This is a genomic window from Sphingobacterium anhuiense (assembly GCF_042686355.1).
Lineage (GTDB): Bacteria > Bacteroidota > Bacteroidia > Sphingobacteriales > Sphingobacteriaceae > Sphingobacterium > Sphingobacterium anhuiense.
The window spans coordinates 21,284-37,112 of record NZ_JBHUPE010000020.1; the positions used below are offsets into that span (position 1 = coordinate 21,284).

The 15,829-nt window shown below is 37.2% G+C and carries 14 protein-coding genes; 9 read left to right on the forward strand and 5 right to left on the reverse strand.

All coding sequences use genetic code 11. From position 1 onward, the window contains the following. The first annotated feature begins 40 nt into the window (after positions 1 to 40). Genes ACFS6I_RS23400 through ACFS6I_RS23410 form a run of 3 tightly spaced genes read left to right on the forward strand, consistent with a single transcriptional unit; the run spans position 41 to position 2,771 of the window. Complete coding sequence (locus ACFS6I_RS23400) at positions 41 to 679, forward strand: SprT-like domain-containing protein (RefSeq protein WP_380924174.1); 639 nt, start codon at positions 41 to 43, stop codon at positions 677 to 679. Continuing rightward, positions 663 to 2,312: a M28 family metallopeptidase gene (locus ACFS6I_RS23405; protein WP_380924176.1), complete on the forward strand. Its 1,650-nt coding sequence runs from the start codon at positions 663 to 665 to the stop codon at positions 2,310 to 2,312. Before ACFS6I_RS23400 ends, ACFS6I_RS23405 begins: the two co-directional genes overlap by 17 nt. Before the next feature lie 45 nt (positions 2,313 to 2,357). Further along, entirely contained in the window at positions 2,358 to 2,771 is a 414-nt protein-coding gene (locus tag ACFS6I_RS23410; protein ID WP_021187768.1) for a hypothetical protein, read from the forward strand. Positions 2,772 to 3,026: 255 nt separating this feature from the next. Here the strand turns inward: ACFS6I_RS23410 and ACFS6I_RS23415 are convergent, their stop codons facing one another. Next, positions 3,027 to 3,284, reverse strand: coding sequence for a hypothetical protein (locus tag ACFS6I_RS23415; protein ID WP_021187767.1), 258 nt, complete (start codon positions 3,282 to 3,284; stop codon positions 3,027 to 3,029). Between the two features lie 309 nt (positions 3,285 to 3,593). Between ACFS6I_RS23415 and ACFS6I_RS23420 the strand changes: the two genes are divergently transcribed. Then, on the forward strand, positions 3,594 to 4,121 hold the full coding sequence (locus ACFS6I_RS23420; protein ID WP_346583462.1) for a hypothetical protein: 528 nt from the start codon (positions 3,594 to 3,596) through the stop codon (positions 4,119 to 4,121). Here the strand turns inward: ACFS6I_RS23420 and tamL are convergent. Beyond that, on the reverse strand, positions 4,118 to 6,463 hold the full coding sequence (tamL, locus tag ACFS6I_RS23425; RefSeq protein WP_380924179.1) for a translocation and assembly module lipoprotein TamL: 2,346 nt from the start codon (positions 6,461 to 6,463) through the stop codon (positions 4,118 to 4,120). The genes ACFS6I_RS23420 and tamL overlap by 4 nt on opposite strands. 6 nt (positions 6,464 to 6,469) lie before the next feature. Between tamL and ACFS6I_RS23430 the strand changes: the two genes are divergently transcribed. The 3 genes from ACFS6I_RS23430 (at position 6,470) to ACFS6I_RS23440 (ending at position 9,703) form a co-directional block, all read left to right on the forward strand. Then, positions 6,470 to 7,219: a TrmH family RNA methyltransferase gene (locus ACFS6I_RS23430; RefSeq protein ID WP_380924181.1), complete on the forward strand. Its 750-nt coding sequence runs from the start codon at positions 6,470 to 6,472 to the stop codon at positions 7,217 to 7,219. A gap of 62 nt (positions 7,220 to 7,281) precedes the next feature. Beyond that, entirely contained in the window at positions 7,282 to 8,460 is a 1,179-nt protein-coding gene (locus ACFS6I_RS23435) for an MFS transporter (RefSeq protein WP_132772278.1), read from the forward strand. A 46-nt stretch (positions 8,461 to 8,506) separates the two neighbouring features. Next, entirely contained in the window at positions 8,507 to 9,703 is a 1,197-nt protein-coding gene (locus ACFS6I_RS23440; protein WP_380924184.1) for an AI-2E family transporter, read from the forward strand. A 134-nt stretch (positions 9,704 to 9,837) separates the two neighbouring features. Here the strand turns inward: ACFS6I_RS23440 and ACFS6I_RS23445 are convergent, their stop codons facing one another. Next, entirely contained in the window at positions 9,838 to 10,539 is a 702-nt protein-coding gene (locus ACFS6I_RS23445) for a sterol desaturase family protein (protein WP_380924186.1), read from the reverse strand. 78 nt (positions 10,540 to 10,617) lie between these two features. On the opposite strand from ACFS6I_RS23445, the gene ACFS6I_RS23450 reads away from it, so the two are divergent. Further along, a complete protein-coding gene (locus tag ACFS6I_RS23450; protein WP_380924188.1) occupies positions 10,618 to 11,157 on the forward strand; it encodes a GNAT family N-acetyltransferase in 540 nt (179 codons plus the stop codon). A 175-nt stretch (positions 11,158 to 11,332) separates the two neighbouring features. Further along, positions 11,333 to 14,032 carry a DNA gyrase/topoisomerase IV subunit A gene (locus ACFS6I_RS23455; RefSeq protein ID WP_380924190.1) on the forward strand — a complete coding sequence of 900 codons (2,700 nt, stop codon included), beginning with the start codon at positions 11,333 to 11,335 and terminating at the stop codon, positions 14,030 to 14,032. Positions 14,033 to 14,123: 91 nt separating this feature from the next. Here ACFS6I_RS23455 and msrA read toward each other — a convergent pair whose 3' ends face one another. Both msrA and ACFS6I_RS23465 read right to left on the reverse strand, forming a co-directional pair. Further along, on the reverse strand, positions 14,124 to 14,639 hold the full coding sequence (gene msrA / locus ACFS6I_RS23460; protein ID WP_132772269.1) for a peptide-methionine (S)-S-oxide reductase MsrA: 516 nt from the start codon (positions 14,637 to 14,639) through the stop codon (positions 14,124 to 14,126). Between the two features lie 78 nt (positions 14,640 to 14,717). After that, positions 14,718 to 15,743: an isoaspartyl peptidase/L-asparaginase family protein gene (locus tag ACFS6I_RS23465; RefSeq protein WP_132845942.1), complete on the reverse strand. Its 1,026-nt coding sequence runs from the start codon at positions 15,741 to 15,743 to the stop codon at positions 14,718 to 14,720. Between the last annotated feature and the right edge of the window lie 86 nt (positions 15,744 to 15,829).

Sequence of the window (15,829 nt, forward strand, 5' to 3'; positions counted from 1 at the left end):
GCATAAGTGCTATAATAATAAAAAAAGTTATGTTTGTGTTATGCAGGATTATAGTGCTACATTGAAAAGATTTATGCCCGAAGAGGCTGCTCCTATTATCTCCAGATGGATCAATGATACGGGCTGTTTATTCAAAATATCTAAAACCCGAAGTACAAAACTTGGTGATTATCGTGCACCTTTTCGTACAGCTGGCCATCGTATTTCGGTGAATCATGATCTCAACCCCTATTCCTTCTTGATCACCACCATTCATGAGTTTGCACATCTGCAGACTTGGCAACAGCATAAACATGCTGTGAAGCCGCATGGTAATGAATGGAAGTCTAATTTTCAAAATTTAATGAATCCATTTTTGGGGCTTCAGATTTTTCCTGCTGAAATTGCCACGGCTGTAGCGCAATATTTAGCAAATCCGGCAGCATCCAGTTGTACTGACCTTCATCTTTTTCGTACCCTTAAAAAATTTGACAAACATGCCGATCAGGTATTAACTGTTGAAATGTTACCTGAGAAAAGTCATTTCAAATTACAGAATGGTCGGGTGTTTCAAAAGCAGGAAAAAGTGAGAAAGCGCTACAAATGCGTAGAATTGAGCAGTAACAAAATTTATCTTTTCCATCCTATTGCGGAGATTTATCCTATTGAAACAACACATCAACATGAAAAAACAATTTAAATACATAGCGCTAGGTATAGCATGCATGGGTATACCGCATCTTGTATCAGCGCAAACGAAGCAAAATACCCTCGATCAAAAAGCACTCAGCAGCATTACTGAAAAAAGCTATAAGAGCACCATCCTCAAACTTTCATCGGATGAATTTATGGGTAGAAAACCCTTTACAAAGGGGGATACTTTGGCGACCAACTATATAGCAACTCAGTTTAAAGCGCTAGGGCTAAAACCCGGTAATGACAACAGTTACTTTCAGGAAGTTCCGATGGTAGAGATTACCTCCACTCCCAATGTAACCCTATCTTTAAAATCTCCGCAAGACGAACTCACACTAAATAATCTTACAGATTATGTGTTAACAAGCCGTCGCCTGCAGGATCATGTGGAATTGAAAAATACAGAGCTCGTTTTTGTAGGATTTGGTATCGTTGCTCCGGAATACCAGTGGAATGATTATCAAGATCTTGATGTAAAGGGAAAGACTGTCGTTGTCATGGTCAATGATCCTGGACATTATGATAAGTCTCTTTTTAAAGGTGATACAATGACCTATTATGGAAGATGGACCTACAAATATGAAGAAGCAGCACGTCAAGGTGCCGCTGGCGTTATGATAATCCATCAGACAAAGGCAGCTAGTTACGGTTGGAATGTGATCCGTACAGGTTGGGGAAATGCGCCGCAGATGGACTTAGACAATGTGAACGACCCTCATAAATATGCACAAGTGGAGGGCTGGTTATCTACAGAAAGTACATCCAAGCTTTTTAAACTAGCAGGTTATGATGACTCACTAATTGAAAAAGCGAAGAAAAAAGGCTTCAAAGCAGTTCCTTTGGGAATAACAACAAATTTTGAGGTCAGCAATAAAATAAAAAGATCAAAGTCAAATAATGTCATCGCCAGACTTGAAGGTAAAAGCCGTCAAGATGAAAATATTATCTACACCGCACATTGGGATCATCTCGGCATTGGCGAAGCAGTCAATGGAGACTCAATCTATAATGGTGCCATTGATAATGCTGCTGGGGTAGCAGCACTATTTGAGATTGCTAAAGCTTTTAAAGCAGCTAAAAAAGCTCCCGAACGTTCCATTGTATTTCTTGCTGTGACTTCGGAAGAAGACGGATTACTGGGATCGGATTATTATGTTAGAAATCCGATTTACCCTTTAAATAAAACAGTTGCTAATATCAATATGGATGCCTTCAGTGCTGCGGGTGCTACCAAAGATGTATCTATTGTTGGAAAAGGGCAATCGGATATGGATGACTACGCCGAACGTTCTGCTCTCAAATTTGACCGCTATACGAAATCAGAGGGCAATCCTGGATCCGGAGGCTTCTATCGTTCTGATCATTTCAATTTTGCGAAGGTTGGTGTTCCTGCATTTTATGCTGGTAGTGGAAATGATTATCTGGAAAAAGATCGGTCCATTACTGAAAAACGAAAAAAAGCATTGGAGGGCCGTTATCATGCTGTCAACGATGAAGTGATTCCGGAGTGGAATTTTGAAGGTATGTTAGCCGATATTCGACTATTTTTTGATATTGGTTATACCTTAAGTCAAGAAGCGACTTTCCCAAAATGGAAAGAAAAATCTGAATTTAAAGAAATAGGCGAAAAGCGTTAGTTATTTTATACTTTTGTATTCAAAGAATTAATTAAAGAAGAAATTATGTTACACTTACACTCGACATTAGCAATTATCTTATTGTTAGCTCTGATTGTTTCAATCATCATTACCTTTGTAAACTTCTCAGGTAACAAACCGTATAATAGAAAAATTGCGCTGCTAGGTTTTATTGCCTCTCACTTGCAATTATTAATTGGATTGATTTTATTCTTCGTATTAAAATACCCATCCATGATCTCAGGTTCTATTATGAAAGACCCTACCATGCGTTTTAAAATTATCGAGCATCCGCTTACGATGATTATCGCGATTGTGTTAATTTCTATTGGTTATATAAAAGCTAAAAAATTGACTGATGCTAAACAAGCAAACAAAACTGTTTTGATTTTTTACATTCTTGGATTAATCTTAATCTTAGCTCGTATTCCTTGGGGAACTTGGTCATTATTTGCATAATTAATTGCTATTCGTACTATAAAAAAAGACGCTGTTTCTCTTAAGGGAAACAGCGTCTTTTTTTATCGACATTTTATCTTGTTGTGGGTAAATAAATAATTAAAACTTTTAGTCCTATGCGTTGTTATGTAATAACCTCCAAAAAGGGTTTACCTGTCATCTAGATGGAACCATACCAAGGCAATTCGAAGAAAAAACAGCGTAAAAAAAACGTCAATTCGAGAGAATTGACGTTTACTATATTTTTATAAAGACTTATTTATTTTTTCCGAATCCTAAAATTCCAAAAACTGTTCTAAAAGCGATAAGAGATGCTACTACAAGGCTAATGTTAGCTATTGCTGAAAACATCGATACATGTTGATCAAAGTTTGTGCAAACATCTGGTACAAATCTAATGAATACTCCTATAAGACCCAAAACGATAGCTATTGTTAAAGTCTTGTAATAATGAGTTTGATTTGCGTTATTATCAGTCTTTTTTGGTTCTCTATGTTGTACTGTTTCTGCCATTTCGATTTAATTTTTTTACAAGACAAAGGTACAAATTATTCATTGTTTCGGAAATAAAATAACAAAAACATTTATTGAATTATTAAGGCTATCTATTTTATAAAGAGATAGAAAATGTCTAAAATTGCAACGCAAACAATTTTTAATGAAACATCATGAACTAAATCAGTTCAAATCTTGAAGAATACTGGATTTATGATTGCTTCATTATTGATAAAAAACAAATTATATAATGAAACTATCATGATCTTACAGATAGCTAAGTGCAGATCATGATCGCTTCATAACCGTTAAAAAACAAATTGTACAATGAAAAAATTATTGTTTCTCCTGCTGTTAATTCCATTTTTGGGGCATGCACAAATGCAAAAAATAGAGAATTTTATAGTCAAAGAAAATTTATCAGGCAATGGGAAACTTGCCGTTATAGCTGTAGATTCCGCAGAGAAAACAAATGAACGTATCAACGGTACGTATAAATTTAGCATTAATGGGTTTACCCAAGACTTACAGTTCCACGATGGAATTGGGGTTCCAAATGATAAAATTGAATCCTCCACATTTGTATTCTTCAAACATAAGAATCAAGACAGATCAAAAGGTAGACTATTTTATATCTATAAATCTGACAAAGGATTGTCTGCTTTTGCTATCAGCGGACTTATGTTTCTGATTATCCCGGCTGTGATCTTACTTATTGCTTATGCATTTAAGAAACTATTATTGACGGCAATTGTACTGGCGGTATGTTTCTTTTTCTTCAATCACTCGCAGGGCCTAAATATCTCGTCTATTATAGAGTCTATTTTTGCAAGTTTAAAAAATTTGATTTTCTAAAAAGGTAATCCAATACCAAAGTTATACTGAATAAAATTATAACGGTCAGGCCTGTGCGTCTGGTAATACTGATCCTTAAATTCTTTGGAATCGAAAAAATGCTTTAACACCCATTGATCGCTTCCTGAGAATTGCGGATCTTTAACTTTAAGTCCTGCATCCAATCGGATAATAAAATAGTCGGAATCAAAACGAAGTCCAAAACCTGTTCCTATTGCAATCTGACTTAAAAATTTATCAAACTTAAACTCTCCGCCTGGATTTAATTCATTCTCTTTTAATCGCCAAACATTTCCAAAGTCTACAAAGGTAGCGCCATTCATCTTAGCCCCTAAAACGCTATTTAATATACGGAAACGATATTCAGCATTTCCTTCAATTTTGATTTCCCCTAATTGATCTAAGTTCCGAAGGTTCAACCGTAAATCTTCACTGACACTTTCCCGATTATAACTTCCAGGGCCCAATGTCCTCGCTTGCCAGGCACGCATGCCATTCATCCCGCCACCGTAAAAGCTTTTTTCGAAAATCATGAGCGTCGAATTGTTTCCATAAGGAATAGCGATACCTGGATTGATCCTAAAAACAAATTGTCTATTGCCCCCTAGATTACGATAAAGACGATAGTCTAATTCCGTTTTGGCATACTGCAAATAAGGTACTCCAAGAACCTTTTTTTCGCCATCCGCCGTCCGGTCAAACTTAACTACCCGGCTTACAAGATCTAAAATATTACCACTCAAATCTACTGAGCCTTTGAAATAATTAAAATTTTCCTTCTTGGTCAGCTTCTTGGCGTTATAAGTGAATGCGTATTGGGATCCCAGACCAAAATACTCGCGGTTATTACTTCGTACATATAATAAGTACCCCTGATCTATCAGGTTCTGAGCAAAATTATCATTTAAACGTCCTTGTCTATATTCCAACACAATTGGCGTAAAGCTGTGGAATTTGTTTGCAGATTCGTGCCAAGAGTAATTTAATGTATTGATAAAGTAACGGTTTGAATAGGTGGCATCCTGATTGAAAATCTGTAAACTCGTCGAAAAAGTTGTTTTAGCTAATCCATACTGTGCGTTATTGCTAACAGGAAAAGGTGTCATCATACGTGGGACAATCAGATTTACACCGATCTGAATATCATTATTAAAGATTTTGTTAGAAATGCTACCGCTAAGTCTAGGATCAAATAAAATACCATAACGTAATTTTACTTCCAATAGTTCGGCTCCGCCAAAGATATTACGATGAGAAAATGTATTTCCGATATTAAAACCGCTCATCCCTGAACTCAATGTAAATTCACCTTCAATCTGATTTCCCATCAACGGACGAGGTACCATCTCATAGAATGCATCCAATCTGTTTGAATCTGTCTTTTGATAATGAATTTTAACACTTCGAAATCCATTCATTTCGTACAAACGATCGTAAGAAAGATTTTCTTTCGTCAGATTGTAAGGATGCCCAGATTTGATATACATATATCGGGTCAATGGTTTCAGTCGAAAATTGTTTGTCTCATCTTTGAAATGGATCTTGTTGATGCTGTCGAATGTCTGTTTAATTTCTTTCTTTGCAGTTCCAAAATTTCGAATAGTAACGAATACATTATCAATGGTATATACCTGATGTTTTGTTGAATCACTTGGATTTTCAACCTGCACTTCTAAATTTAGCTGATTTTTCTTTGACATCGAATCGACAGCGACACGCATGTATTGACGGATATAATCAAAATAGCCATGATCACGCATAGCCATATACAATTTTTCTCTTTCTGTGATCAGGTTTACCGCATCATATTGATCTCCTTCTTTGATAACTGTAGCTGGTTTTACTTCTTTTTTATAAAGATCGGCAACAAGAGAATCAGCAAAATTATACGTAATTTTGTTCATGTAATAGGGATCGCCCTGCGTAACATTAAAATGAATGGCCGCTCTTTTATTCTTTACCGCTATTTCAGGTTTTACGCTAGCACCAAAATAACCTTTTGTAAATAAAAATCTTTTTATCTGTGTCGCAGATAAATCAACTAAACCAGAATCCAATAAATGGGGGGCTTCACCGACATTTCTGATATTACGTTTCTTATATTTTCCATCTTTTGTATTAAAAAGATTATAGATAAATAAGTTAACCCGCGAATTGACCTTAATCTCATTTGAAATATAGAGCGAGGTTGTTTCTTTGAGCTCAGGTTTTACACCATGAATATCCACATGATCTACCAAAGCTTGGTCCTCATTTAAGAAACGTGCTGTACGGCAAGATGTGAAAATTAGCAACAAAAGCGTTATACTTGTAAAAGCTAAAAGGCGTTGATTATTTATCATTAAAAAATGTTGTCAAAAGCACAAATTACTCTAATATCATCACTTCAAAATAAAAAGTTTCGCAAACAACATGGTCTTTTTATTGTCGAAGGAATAAAATCTGTTATCGAATTTCTATCTTCCTCCTATCAAGTTGACAGCTTATTTTATACAGAAGATGTACTCGCAAAAGTGGGTAAAATATCGGGAAAAATAAAATCTTATGTGCTGACTGAAAACGAATTTCAAAAAATAAGCAGCTTAAAATCTCCTCAGGGTATACTGGCTCTGGTACATATACCGAAACAGAAGGCATTAGCCATAAAAGATTTCAAAGGACAGCATACCTTACTCTTGGACGACATTCAAGATCCTGGAAATCTCGGTACCATTATCCGCACAGCCGAATGGTTTGGTTTTCAACGGATCCTTTGTTCAATCGGTACTGTAGATGCTTATAACCCTAAAGTTGTCCAGGCTACAATGGGTTCTCTTTCACGTATTGAGATCCATTATCTCGATTTAAAAGCTTTTATTCAAGAGGCTCAAATACCTGTTTTTGGTGCTTTACTCAACGGCGATAGTATTTACGAAACCGACTGGAGAGATGAAGGTCTCCTTATTCTGGGAAATGAGGGAAATGGCATTTCGGATGAACTAATCGAATTGGTCGACAAACCTGTCACGATTCCGAGGATCGGTGAGGCAGAATCTTTAAATGTCGCTGTAGCAACCACCATCTTTTGTTCGGAAATAGCGCGAACAAAAAAATTATAAGACATCGCCTTCTCTCAAAAAGAAGGCGATTCATTTTTTACACAAACAAGAGTCCGTTTAACATGACTGAAAATAAATCCATATATACATTACAATTTGCCCTTCTCTGCTTGAGTTCGCTACTGTTCTCAGCGAGTTTCAATATGATTATTCCAGAGCTTCCGAACTACTTGAGCCAAATGGGGGGAGCCGAACATAAGGGTCTAATCATAGCCTTATTTACTTTAACAGCTGGTATCTCGCGTCCTTTCAGTGGTAAATTGACCGATCGATGGGGTCGCGTGCCGGTCATGGCCATCGGGTCTATTGTTTGTTTCTTATGCGGTTTTCTATATCCTGTGCTCACGACAGTCTCCGGTTTTCTTCTTTTGAGATTGATTCATGGTTTTTCAACAGGTTTCAAACCTACTGCTACTTCAGCTTACGTTGCTGATATCATACCACGCGAACGCTGGGGTGAAGCTTTAGGGATGCATGGTCTCTGTTTTGCAATTGGCGGTGCAGTAGGTCCCGCTATCGGTAGTGCTATTTTCCAGTATTTTGGTATCAATATCATGTTCTATAGCTCATCGCTTTTTGCGCTTCTTTCTATTGTTATTGTCATGAATATGAAGGAAACACTTGCAAAAAAAGAAAAGCTCAATTTATCCATGTTCAAAATCTCGCGTACCGACATCATTGATATCGGTGTATTACCAGCGGGAATTGTAACGTTTCTATCTTACTCCGCATTTGGAGCCATATTGACATTAATCCCCGATTGGAGTGATCACCTCAATCTGAGCAATAAGGGGATATTCTTTGCCGCATATACGATTGCATCAATTTTGATCCGCTTCATATCAGGAAAAGCATCGGACAGATATGGACGTACCAAAGTAATTATGATCGGGTTATTTATTGTTGGTATTTCTTTATACCTCATTGGACAGGGAGATTCCTTTAACAAACTGATGTTAGGAGCAAGTATATACGGTATCGGTACAGGAATCTTATCTCCTGCGATCAATGCCTGGACCATAGACCTTGGTAAGCATAATCAACGTGGACGTGCGGTAGCGACGATGTACATATCGATGGAGGCAGGTATTGGTTTAGGAGCCTTATTTGCAGGGATGTACTATCAGGATATTATCACCAGGATACCGCAAGTGATGTATTTTAATGCTTTGTTTTTAGGTATCGCTTTACTGTATATGTTTTTTTGGCAAGGATTTAGCTATAGAAAGAAAAAAGCTTAATTGTATTCTCAATTAAGATTAACCCTTTATTTGTTAGCAGTCATATATGGAAAGTAAATCAGGAAAAAAACCGTATTCAGTTGAGCTTGCCTCAAGTTTGTTTGCCCTGGCATTAATCATCGGATTTTTATATGTCACTCAAAGTGTTATCGTACCGTTACTTTTTGCGATCATTCTTTCAATGACACTTTACCCGATTGCATCATTTTTTGAAAATAAATTGAGATTTGGAAAGGCGGCAGCTTCTATCATGGCTGTTATTATTGCCATCTTAATTATCAGCACTTTGATCTGGTTTATTGTACATCAAAGTATTATCATTGGAAAAGATGCTGTGGCGATTCAGGAAAAAGTATTGGCCGCTGTAGAATCGATACAGAACTGGATTCAATCTCAATTTGGATTAGAGCGAAGTGAGGTGATTCAAAAGATGAAAGAGCAGGGAAATAATGCTTTAGAGAATGTTGGCGGTTATATGTCAACAGCTTTTGGCTCAATAGGAAGTACATTAGCTGGTGTTATCTTAGTTCCTATCTTTATTTTCTTTCTCCTTTACTACCGTGATTTTTTCAAAGAGTTTTTCTTTAAAGCATTTAAAAACACGGATAACAAGAAAATTCATGCTGTACTGAGCAAAATCTATGAGGTAGTACAAAGTTATTGTTTGGGGCTTGTAATGGTGATGGGAATTGTCGCTGTACTGAATACAGTGGGCCTCATGTTGATGGGTATTCAATACGCGTGGTTTTTTGGCTCAATGGCTTCTTTGCTCATGTTATTGCCTTATATTGGTATCGCTATTGGCTCAATCTTACCGGCTTTGTTTGCTTTGGCAACAAAAGATAGCGCTTTATATGCGGTCGGTGTAATTGCCTGGTTTCAGGTAGTTCAATTTTTAGAAGGTAATATCATTACTCCTAATATCGTCGGCAGCAAAGTAAGTATTAACCCCCTGATGGCTATTATTGCTATTTTACTGGGCGGAATGATTTTTGGTTTAGCAGGATTAATTCTAGCGCTACCAATGTTCGCAACCTTAAAGGTTATTTTTGATGCGATCCCTAGCATGGAGCCTATCGGATATTTAATCGGTGAGCCTGAAAAAGAGCATCTCAAACGAAATGCAACACAGGAATTGCTTCAAAAATGGGGAATCGTACGGAAACCTAAAAAGTTTCTTACACCAACTGTTGTGGAATCGGCTTCGCCGGATGATACAAACAGTACGGATAAAAAAGTGTAGACACTCTTTTACAGCTATAACGCAATTCGTCCAAGGATCTAAAAAATGATTCTTGGACGAATTATTTTATATGATCTTCTATTGCAATCGGATTTTTAATAGTTGACATTGCTGAATTAAGTCTATTCCTGGTTTCAGGATTCCCGATGAGTTTTGAATAGTCTATCCCAGATTGAGGTATAAAAACCAAAATTAATATGAATATCATGATGATGATTCATATGAAAAAGACCATTGGTTATCCATCGATTTTTAAACTCAAAAAGATTAAATCCAATATGTCCTAATATTCCCCATAGTAGATTGAATCCCAGATAAAAACCAACCGTAAAGATATCGCAGGAAATTAGCGTAAAGACGATGACCAGAATGACTCCGAACATTACATTCTCTAGTGGATGCATCACAAAGAGACTCAATGCATTTGTACGTTCGAAGGTATGGTGCCTGTAATGAAAATAACGATATAAAAAGGATTTGTGAACAAGCCAGTGCAGTATAAACATCAAAAAATCCACAAGAAACAATACGCCTAAAAATTTGATTGGAAATACCATCCAATCAAGATCAACTATTTTAATCCATCCAATTCTTAACATATAAATGCCAGCAATGGCAATAACCGCATTAAGGGAGATATTTAAAATTGCATTTCCTATATCTGCTTTCAATATGGGATGACGCTCAACCAACTCCTGCTTGCTGTTATACAGATAGTGCACCACAGCATAAAATGTAATGGATAAGAAAAATAGCAGAAAATTCCCTAGAAATGCTATTTGTACGACTACTGAAAAATCTGCCTGATGTAAGTAATCAACAATTTCTCTCCCCATTGTATCCATTTTCTTCACGACGCTTTAAATAGTTGAAGATAATTAATTTCTATTAACTTTACTTTAAATAATATTTTTATGAAATACGTACCTACACTCGAAACGGAGAGACTACTTATTCGTCCGATAACTTTAGATGATGTTGAAGAATTCTATGCGATGGATTCGCAACCGGAAGTTCATCTTTATTTAAACAGATCTCCTTTAAAATCGAGTGAAGAGGCAAAAGATTATATTCTTAGTTTGCTGCAGCAATATGACGCATATGGTACAGGACGTGTTGCTGTTATTGAAAAAGCAACAAATCAATTTATAGGCTGGACCGGATTTAAGTTTATCGACGAACCGATGAATAATCGCGTCAATTTTCTAGATTTTGGCTATCGCTACCGTAAAGAGTCATGGGGTAAAGGTTATGCCACAGAAGCGGCATTGGCCTGTATTGCCTTTTACTATGAAAACATGACGCATATACCTCTCCATGCGATTACGCATGTCGATAATCAAGGCTCACGAAATGTATTAGAGAAGGCTGGGTTTAAGATCACCGATACATTTAAGTTTACCGTTTGGGATATGGATTGTTATTGGTATGATCGGGTTGAAGATGCTAAATAAGACCTGAATGCATCTTTTCTGAATTTAGAATGCCACTTTTGAATGTTGAAATTTTCAATGTAAATCTATTTGTATATCCTTTGGATAAAACGAAATGCTTTTCGTATTTTTACGCTTGCAAAAAACGATGCTTTCTTGCAGCAAATTAGAATAAAAACACCATATTATTGATTACATGAGTGAAGAAACAAACTATCCTGCAGACGATAATCAAGAAGAATTAAATAACGGACAGACAAATAACAGTAAAACAATTCCACTTTCGGGTTTGTATGAAAACTGGTTTTTGGACTATGCATCTTATGTTATTTTAGATCGCGCTGTACCTCATATCAATGATGGTTTTAAACCTGTACAACGACGTATCCTGCATTCATTGAAAGAGATGGATGACGGAAGATATAACAAAGCCGCAAATGTGATCGGTAACACGATGAAATATCATCCTCATGGTGATGCTTCAATCGGCGATGCTATGGTTCAGATCGGTCAAAAAAATCTACTGATTGACTGTCAGGGAAACTGGGGTGATCCTATTACCGGAGATGCTTCTGCTGCTCCTCGTTATATCGAAGGACGTCTATCGAAGTTTGCTCTGGATGTTGTCTTCAATCCAGAAACAACAAACTGGCAATTGAGTTATGACGGCCGTAATAAAGAACCGGTTACATTACCTGTAAAATTCCCGCTATTGCTAGCTCAGGGTGCTGAGGGTATTGCTGTAGGTTTGGCTACTAAAATTATGCCTCATAACTTCCTGGAGTTAATTGATGGTTCCATTCAGGTTTTGAATGGCGAAAGACCACATATCCTTCCTGATTTTCCAACGGGGGGAATGGCAGATTGCTCGGCTTACAATGAAGGACAACGCGGTGGCAAGATCCGGGTCCGTGCAAAAATTGAGGAGCGTGATAAGAAAACGTTAGCGATTACTGAAATTCCTTTTGGAACAACTACCGGTGGATTGATAGACAGCGTAGTTGCAGCGAATGATAAGGGGAAAATCAAAATCAAGAAAATCGAAGATAATACGGCAGAGTTTGTGGAGATTATAGTGCATCTAGCTCCGGGAATATCTCCTGATGTTACGATTGATGCTTTATTTGCTTTCACAGCCTGTGAGGTTTCCATTTCACCAAATACCTGTGTGATCAAAGAAGATAAGCCGCACTTTTTAAGTGTTAATGATATCTTGATTGAAAACACCATCAATACAAAGAACTTATTAAAACAAGAACTTGAAATCAAATTACATGATCTCTTAGAGAAGATATTCTTCAGCAGTTTACTGAAAATCTTCATTCAAGAGGGTATGTATAAGCATCCTCAATACGAAAATGCTGGAGATTTCGATACGGTTGTTGACGTGCTAAATGGTCTTTTCGAACCGTTTTTCTCCCAGTTCTACCGTCCTATCGTCCCTGAAGATTATAAGCGATTGATCGATAAACCGATGAGTAGCATCACGCGCTTTGATGTGAAAAAGGCTGATGATCAGATGGCTTCTCTAGAGGATGAAATCAAGAATGTTAAACGCCATCTTAAACACTTGACTGACTATGCAATTGCATGGTATGAAAGATTGCGTGATAAATATGGTAAAGGTCGTGGCCGCAAGACTGAATTAAGAGCTTTTGATCGCGTTGAAGCTACACAGGTAGCTTTGGCCAATGCAAAACTATATGTCAACCGTGAAGAGGGTTTCATCGGCTCGGGGATGAAGAAAGACGAGTTTGTGTGCGACTGTTCGGACATCGATGACATCATTGTTTTCCGTGCAGATGGCAAATATGTAGTCACCAAAATTCAGGACAAAGTATTTGTCGGAAAAGATATCATCCATGTCGCTGTCTTTAAAAAGGGCGATGAGCGAACAATTTACAATGCCATCTATAAAGAAGGTGATACAGGTACAAGTTTCATCAAACGTTTTGCTGTTGTCGGTGTGACACGTGATAAAGAATATGACATCAGCAAAGGATCAAAGGGTTCTAAAGTAACTTACTTCACTGCAAATCCGAATGGAGAGGCAGAGGTAGTCAATATTCAACTGAAACCGCATACGAAATTGAGAAAGCTTAATTTCGACATGAATTTTGCTGAAATAGCCATTAAAGGCCGTGCATCTCAAGGAAATATTGTTTCGAAATATCCGGTTAAAAAGATCACGTTCAAAAGCGCTGGGGTTTCGACCTTAGCTGGCCGTAAGATCTGGTTTGATAAAATCACCAAACGTTTAAATGCTGATGAAAGAGGTCAATATTTAGGGGAGTTTGATGGTGACGACAAAATTTTGATCGTCATGTCGGACGGTACTTACGAGCTGTCTAATTTTGATCTGAGCAATTATTTCGATGATAAGATGATTCGCATCGAGAAATACTTCCCTGATCATGTTTATACTGCAATCCATCAAGATGGTAAATCGGGCACCTACTATGTGAAGCGATTTAAATTTGATGATATTCCTGTCGGTAAAAGTGTGTCATTTATTAATGACGAACCTGGATCAAAACTTATCGTGCTGACAAACAGTACAGATCCTGTGGTACACCTGGAAGTTCTGAAAGGAAAATCGCAGACAGAGGAGAGTTTAGATCAACCTTTGAATGAGATCATTGATGTTAAAGGTTTGAAAGCGCAAGGTAACCGCCTATCCTTTCATACGGTGAAGAGTGTTAAACTGACTACTGATGAAATTGATCTGGCCGTGAATGCTAAGGAAGAGGTGACAGCTCCTACTGAAACTTCTGAATCTGGTGAGGAAACGGAAAAGACAGCTGAAGCAACGAATAGCCAAAGTGATATTAAATTGGAAATAACAAATCCTGACGATATCCAAACGGATAATGGCGGACAGATTGAGTTATTTTAAAGCTTAGAAGCAAATAACTTTACAGCTATATTAGAACATAAAAAAACCGCTATTAAGCGGTTTTTTTTATATTCTAAAATCTTTTAATCTTTTAATCTTTAAACTCTTTGATGAATTTTTGAAGTTTTGGTGCAATAACAACAGAACAGAAAGGATTTTCAGGATGCGTATTGAAATAATTGTGATGATAGTTTTCTGCTACCCAAAAAGTAACCGCTGGCTCTACAGTAGTCACAATAGGATCTTCAAAAACATCCTCACTATCTAACTCATCAATAAAATTCTTAGCTAGTATTTCCTGTTCCTCATCGTGGAAAAATACGACCGATCTATATTGCGTACCGACATCATTACCTTGACGGTTTAAAGTCGTTGGGTTATGCGTTTTAAAGAAGATCTTCAATAATTCTTCGTAATTAACAAGATCTTCATCGTATTCAATCTGTACCACTTCAACATGTTCTGTGGTACCTGTACATACCTGCTCATAGGTAGGATTATCATTTAGCCCACCCATATATCCTGGTAAAACGGATTTTACACCTTCAGTATTTTGAAAAATAACTTCCGTACACCAAAAACAGCCGCCTCCAAATGTTGCTTTCATATCTTAATATATTTTATATTCAAACTTAGAAATTAAATGACAGAAAAAGCGTCATAATAGTTTACTGATTTTGAAAAATTATGATTTGTAATAATAGGAACCTGGAATCAGCAGATCCTGCTTTTCGTTATGACATACCGCGTATGAGAATCCTTTTTGCAAAGCATAAGATCCATATTCACCTTTTTTATTCAATGCTAAAAATCCTACCTGAATATCTTTTGCAATATTAGGTTTCTTCTTAACAATACGTTTTACAGCTTCTTTGCAGGCATCTTCCGGTGAATATCCCTGACGCATCAACTCGACCACTAAAAAACTACCTACTGTACGAATGACTTCCTCTCCTACTCCTGTAGAAGTGGCCCCGCCTACTTCATTGTCTACATAAAGTCCAGCTCCGATAATCGGGCTGTCTCCTACCCGGCCATGCATCTTAAAAGCCATACCGCTTGTTGTACATGCACCAGATAGATTGCCTTGAGCATCTAATGCAAGCATACCTATTGTATCATGATTATACTGATTACCTGGCAAACGCTCCACCGCGAATGACTTGTTCTCAATATTCATAACCGGTTTATATTTCTTTTCTTTTAACCATTCTTTCCATGCTTTTTCTCCTTCTGGGGTAAGCAGGTCTTCTTTTTCAAAACCATTCTCCAGCGCAAACTGCAATGCCCCATCTCCTGCAAGCATCACATGTGGTGTTTTATCCATTACCAGACGAGCTACAGAAATTGGATGTGCGATATGCTCTAAGGCTGCCACGGAACCACAGTTTCCTTCTGAATCCATGATACAGGCATCTAAGGTAACGATACCATCGCGATCTGGATATCCACCTTTTCCTACTGTCATATTTTTTAAATCAGCTTCCGGTACACGCACTCCCTGCTCTACGGCATCAATTGCTTTTCCGCCTTTTTTTAGCACTTCCCATGCTGCCTGATTTGCCGCGATACCAAAGTCCCAAGTCGAAATAACGATCGGTTTCATTCCCGACCGTTTCTGCGGAATTGAAAAACTTGATAATGTCTCTACAGTACTTATAGCTGTTGCTCCAATAATACCTTGTCTAATAAATTGGCGTCTTGAACTCATATTTTAATCGATTTAGCAATACAAGTATACACAATTGCATTTTTCTTTTTAAGAATTTTTTAATTCTGACAAGGCTCCGCATTCGT

Coding starts and splice junctions, on each gene's coding strand:
- ACFS6I_RS23400 (WP_380924174.1), top strand. CDS start 41: ATGCAGGATTATAGTGCTACATTGAAAAGATTTATGCCCGAAGAGGCT.
- ACFS6I_RS23405 (WP_380924176.1), top strand. CDS start 663: ATGAAAAAACAATTTAAATACATAGCGCTAGGTATAGCATGCATGGGT.
- ACFS6I_RS23410 (WP_021187768.1), top strand. CDS start 2,358: ATGTTACACTTACACTCGACATTAGCAATTATCTTATTGTTAGCTCTG.
- ACFS6I_RS23415 (WP_021187767.1), bottom strand. CDS start 3,284: ATGGCAGAAACAGTACAACATAGAGAACCAAAAAAGACTGATAATAAC.
- ACFS6I_RS23420 (WP_346583462.1), top strand. CDS start 3,594: ATGAAAAAATTATTGTTTCTCCTGCTGTTAATTCCATTTTTGGGGCAT.
- tamL (WP_380924179.1), bottom strand. CDS start 6,463: ATGATAAATAATCAACGCCTTTTAGCTTTTACAAGTATAACGCTTTTG.
- ACFS6I_RS23430 (WP_380924181.1), top strand. CDS start 6,470: ATGTTGTCAAAAGCACAAATTACTCTAATATCATCACTTCAAAATAAA.
- ACFS6I_RS23435 (WP_132772278.1), top strand. CDS start 7,282: ATGACTGAAAATAAATCCATATATACATTACAATTTGCCCTTCTCTGC.
- ACFS6I_RS23440 (WP_380924184.1), top strand. CDS start 8,507: ATGGAAAGTAAATCAGGAAAAAAACCGTATTCAGTTGAGCTTGCCTCA.
- ACFS6I_RS23445 (WP_380924186.1), bottom strand. CDS start 10,539: ATGGGGAGAGAAATTGTTGATTACTTACATCAGGCAGATTTTTCAGTA.
- ACFS6I_RS23450 (WP_380924188.1), top strand. CDS start 10,618: ATGAAATACGTACCTACACTCGAAACGGAGAGACTACTTATTCGTCCG.
- ACFS6I_RS23455 (WP_380924190.1), top strand. CDS start 11,333: ATGAGTGAAGAAACAAACTATCCTGCAGACGATAATCAAGAAGAATTA.
- msrA (WP_132772269.1), bottom strand. CDS start 14,639: ATGAAAGCAACATTTGGAGGCGGCTGTTTTTGGTGTACGGAAGTTATT.
- ACFS6I_RS23465 (WP_132845942.1), bottom strand. CDS start 15,743: ATGAGTTCAAGACGCCAATTTATTAGACAAGGTATTATTGGAGCAACA.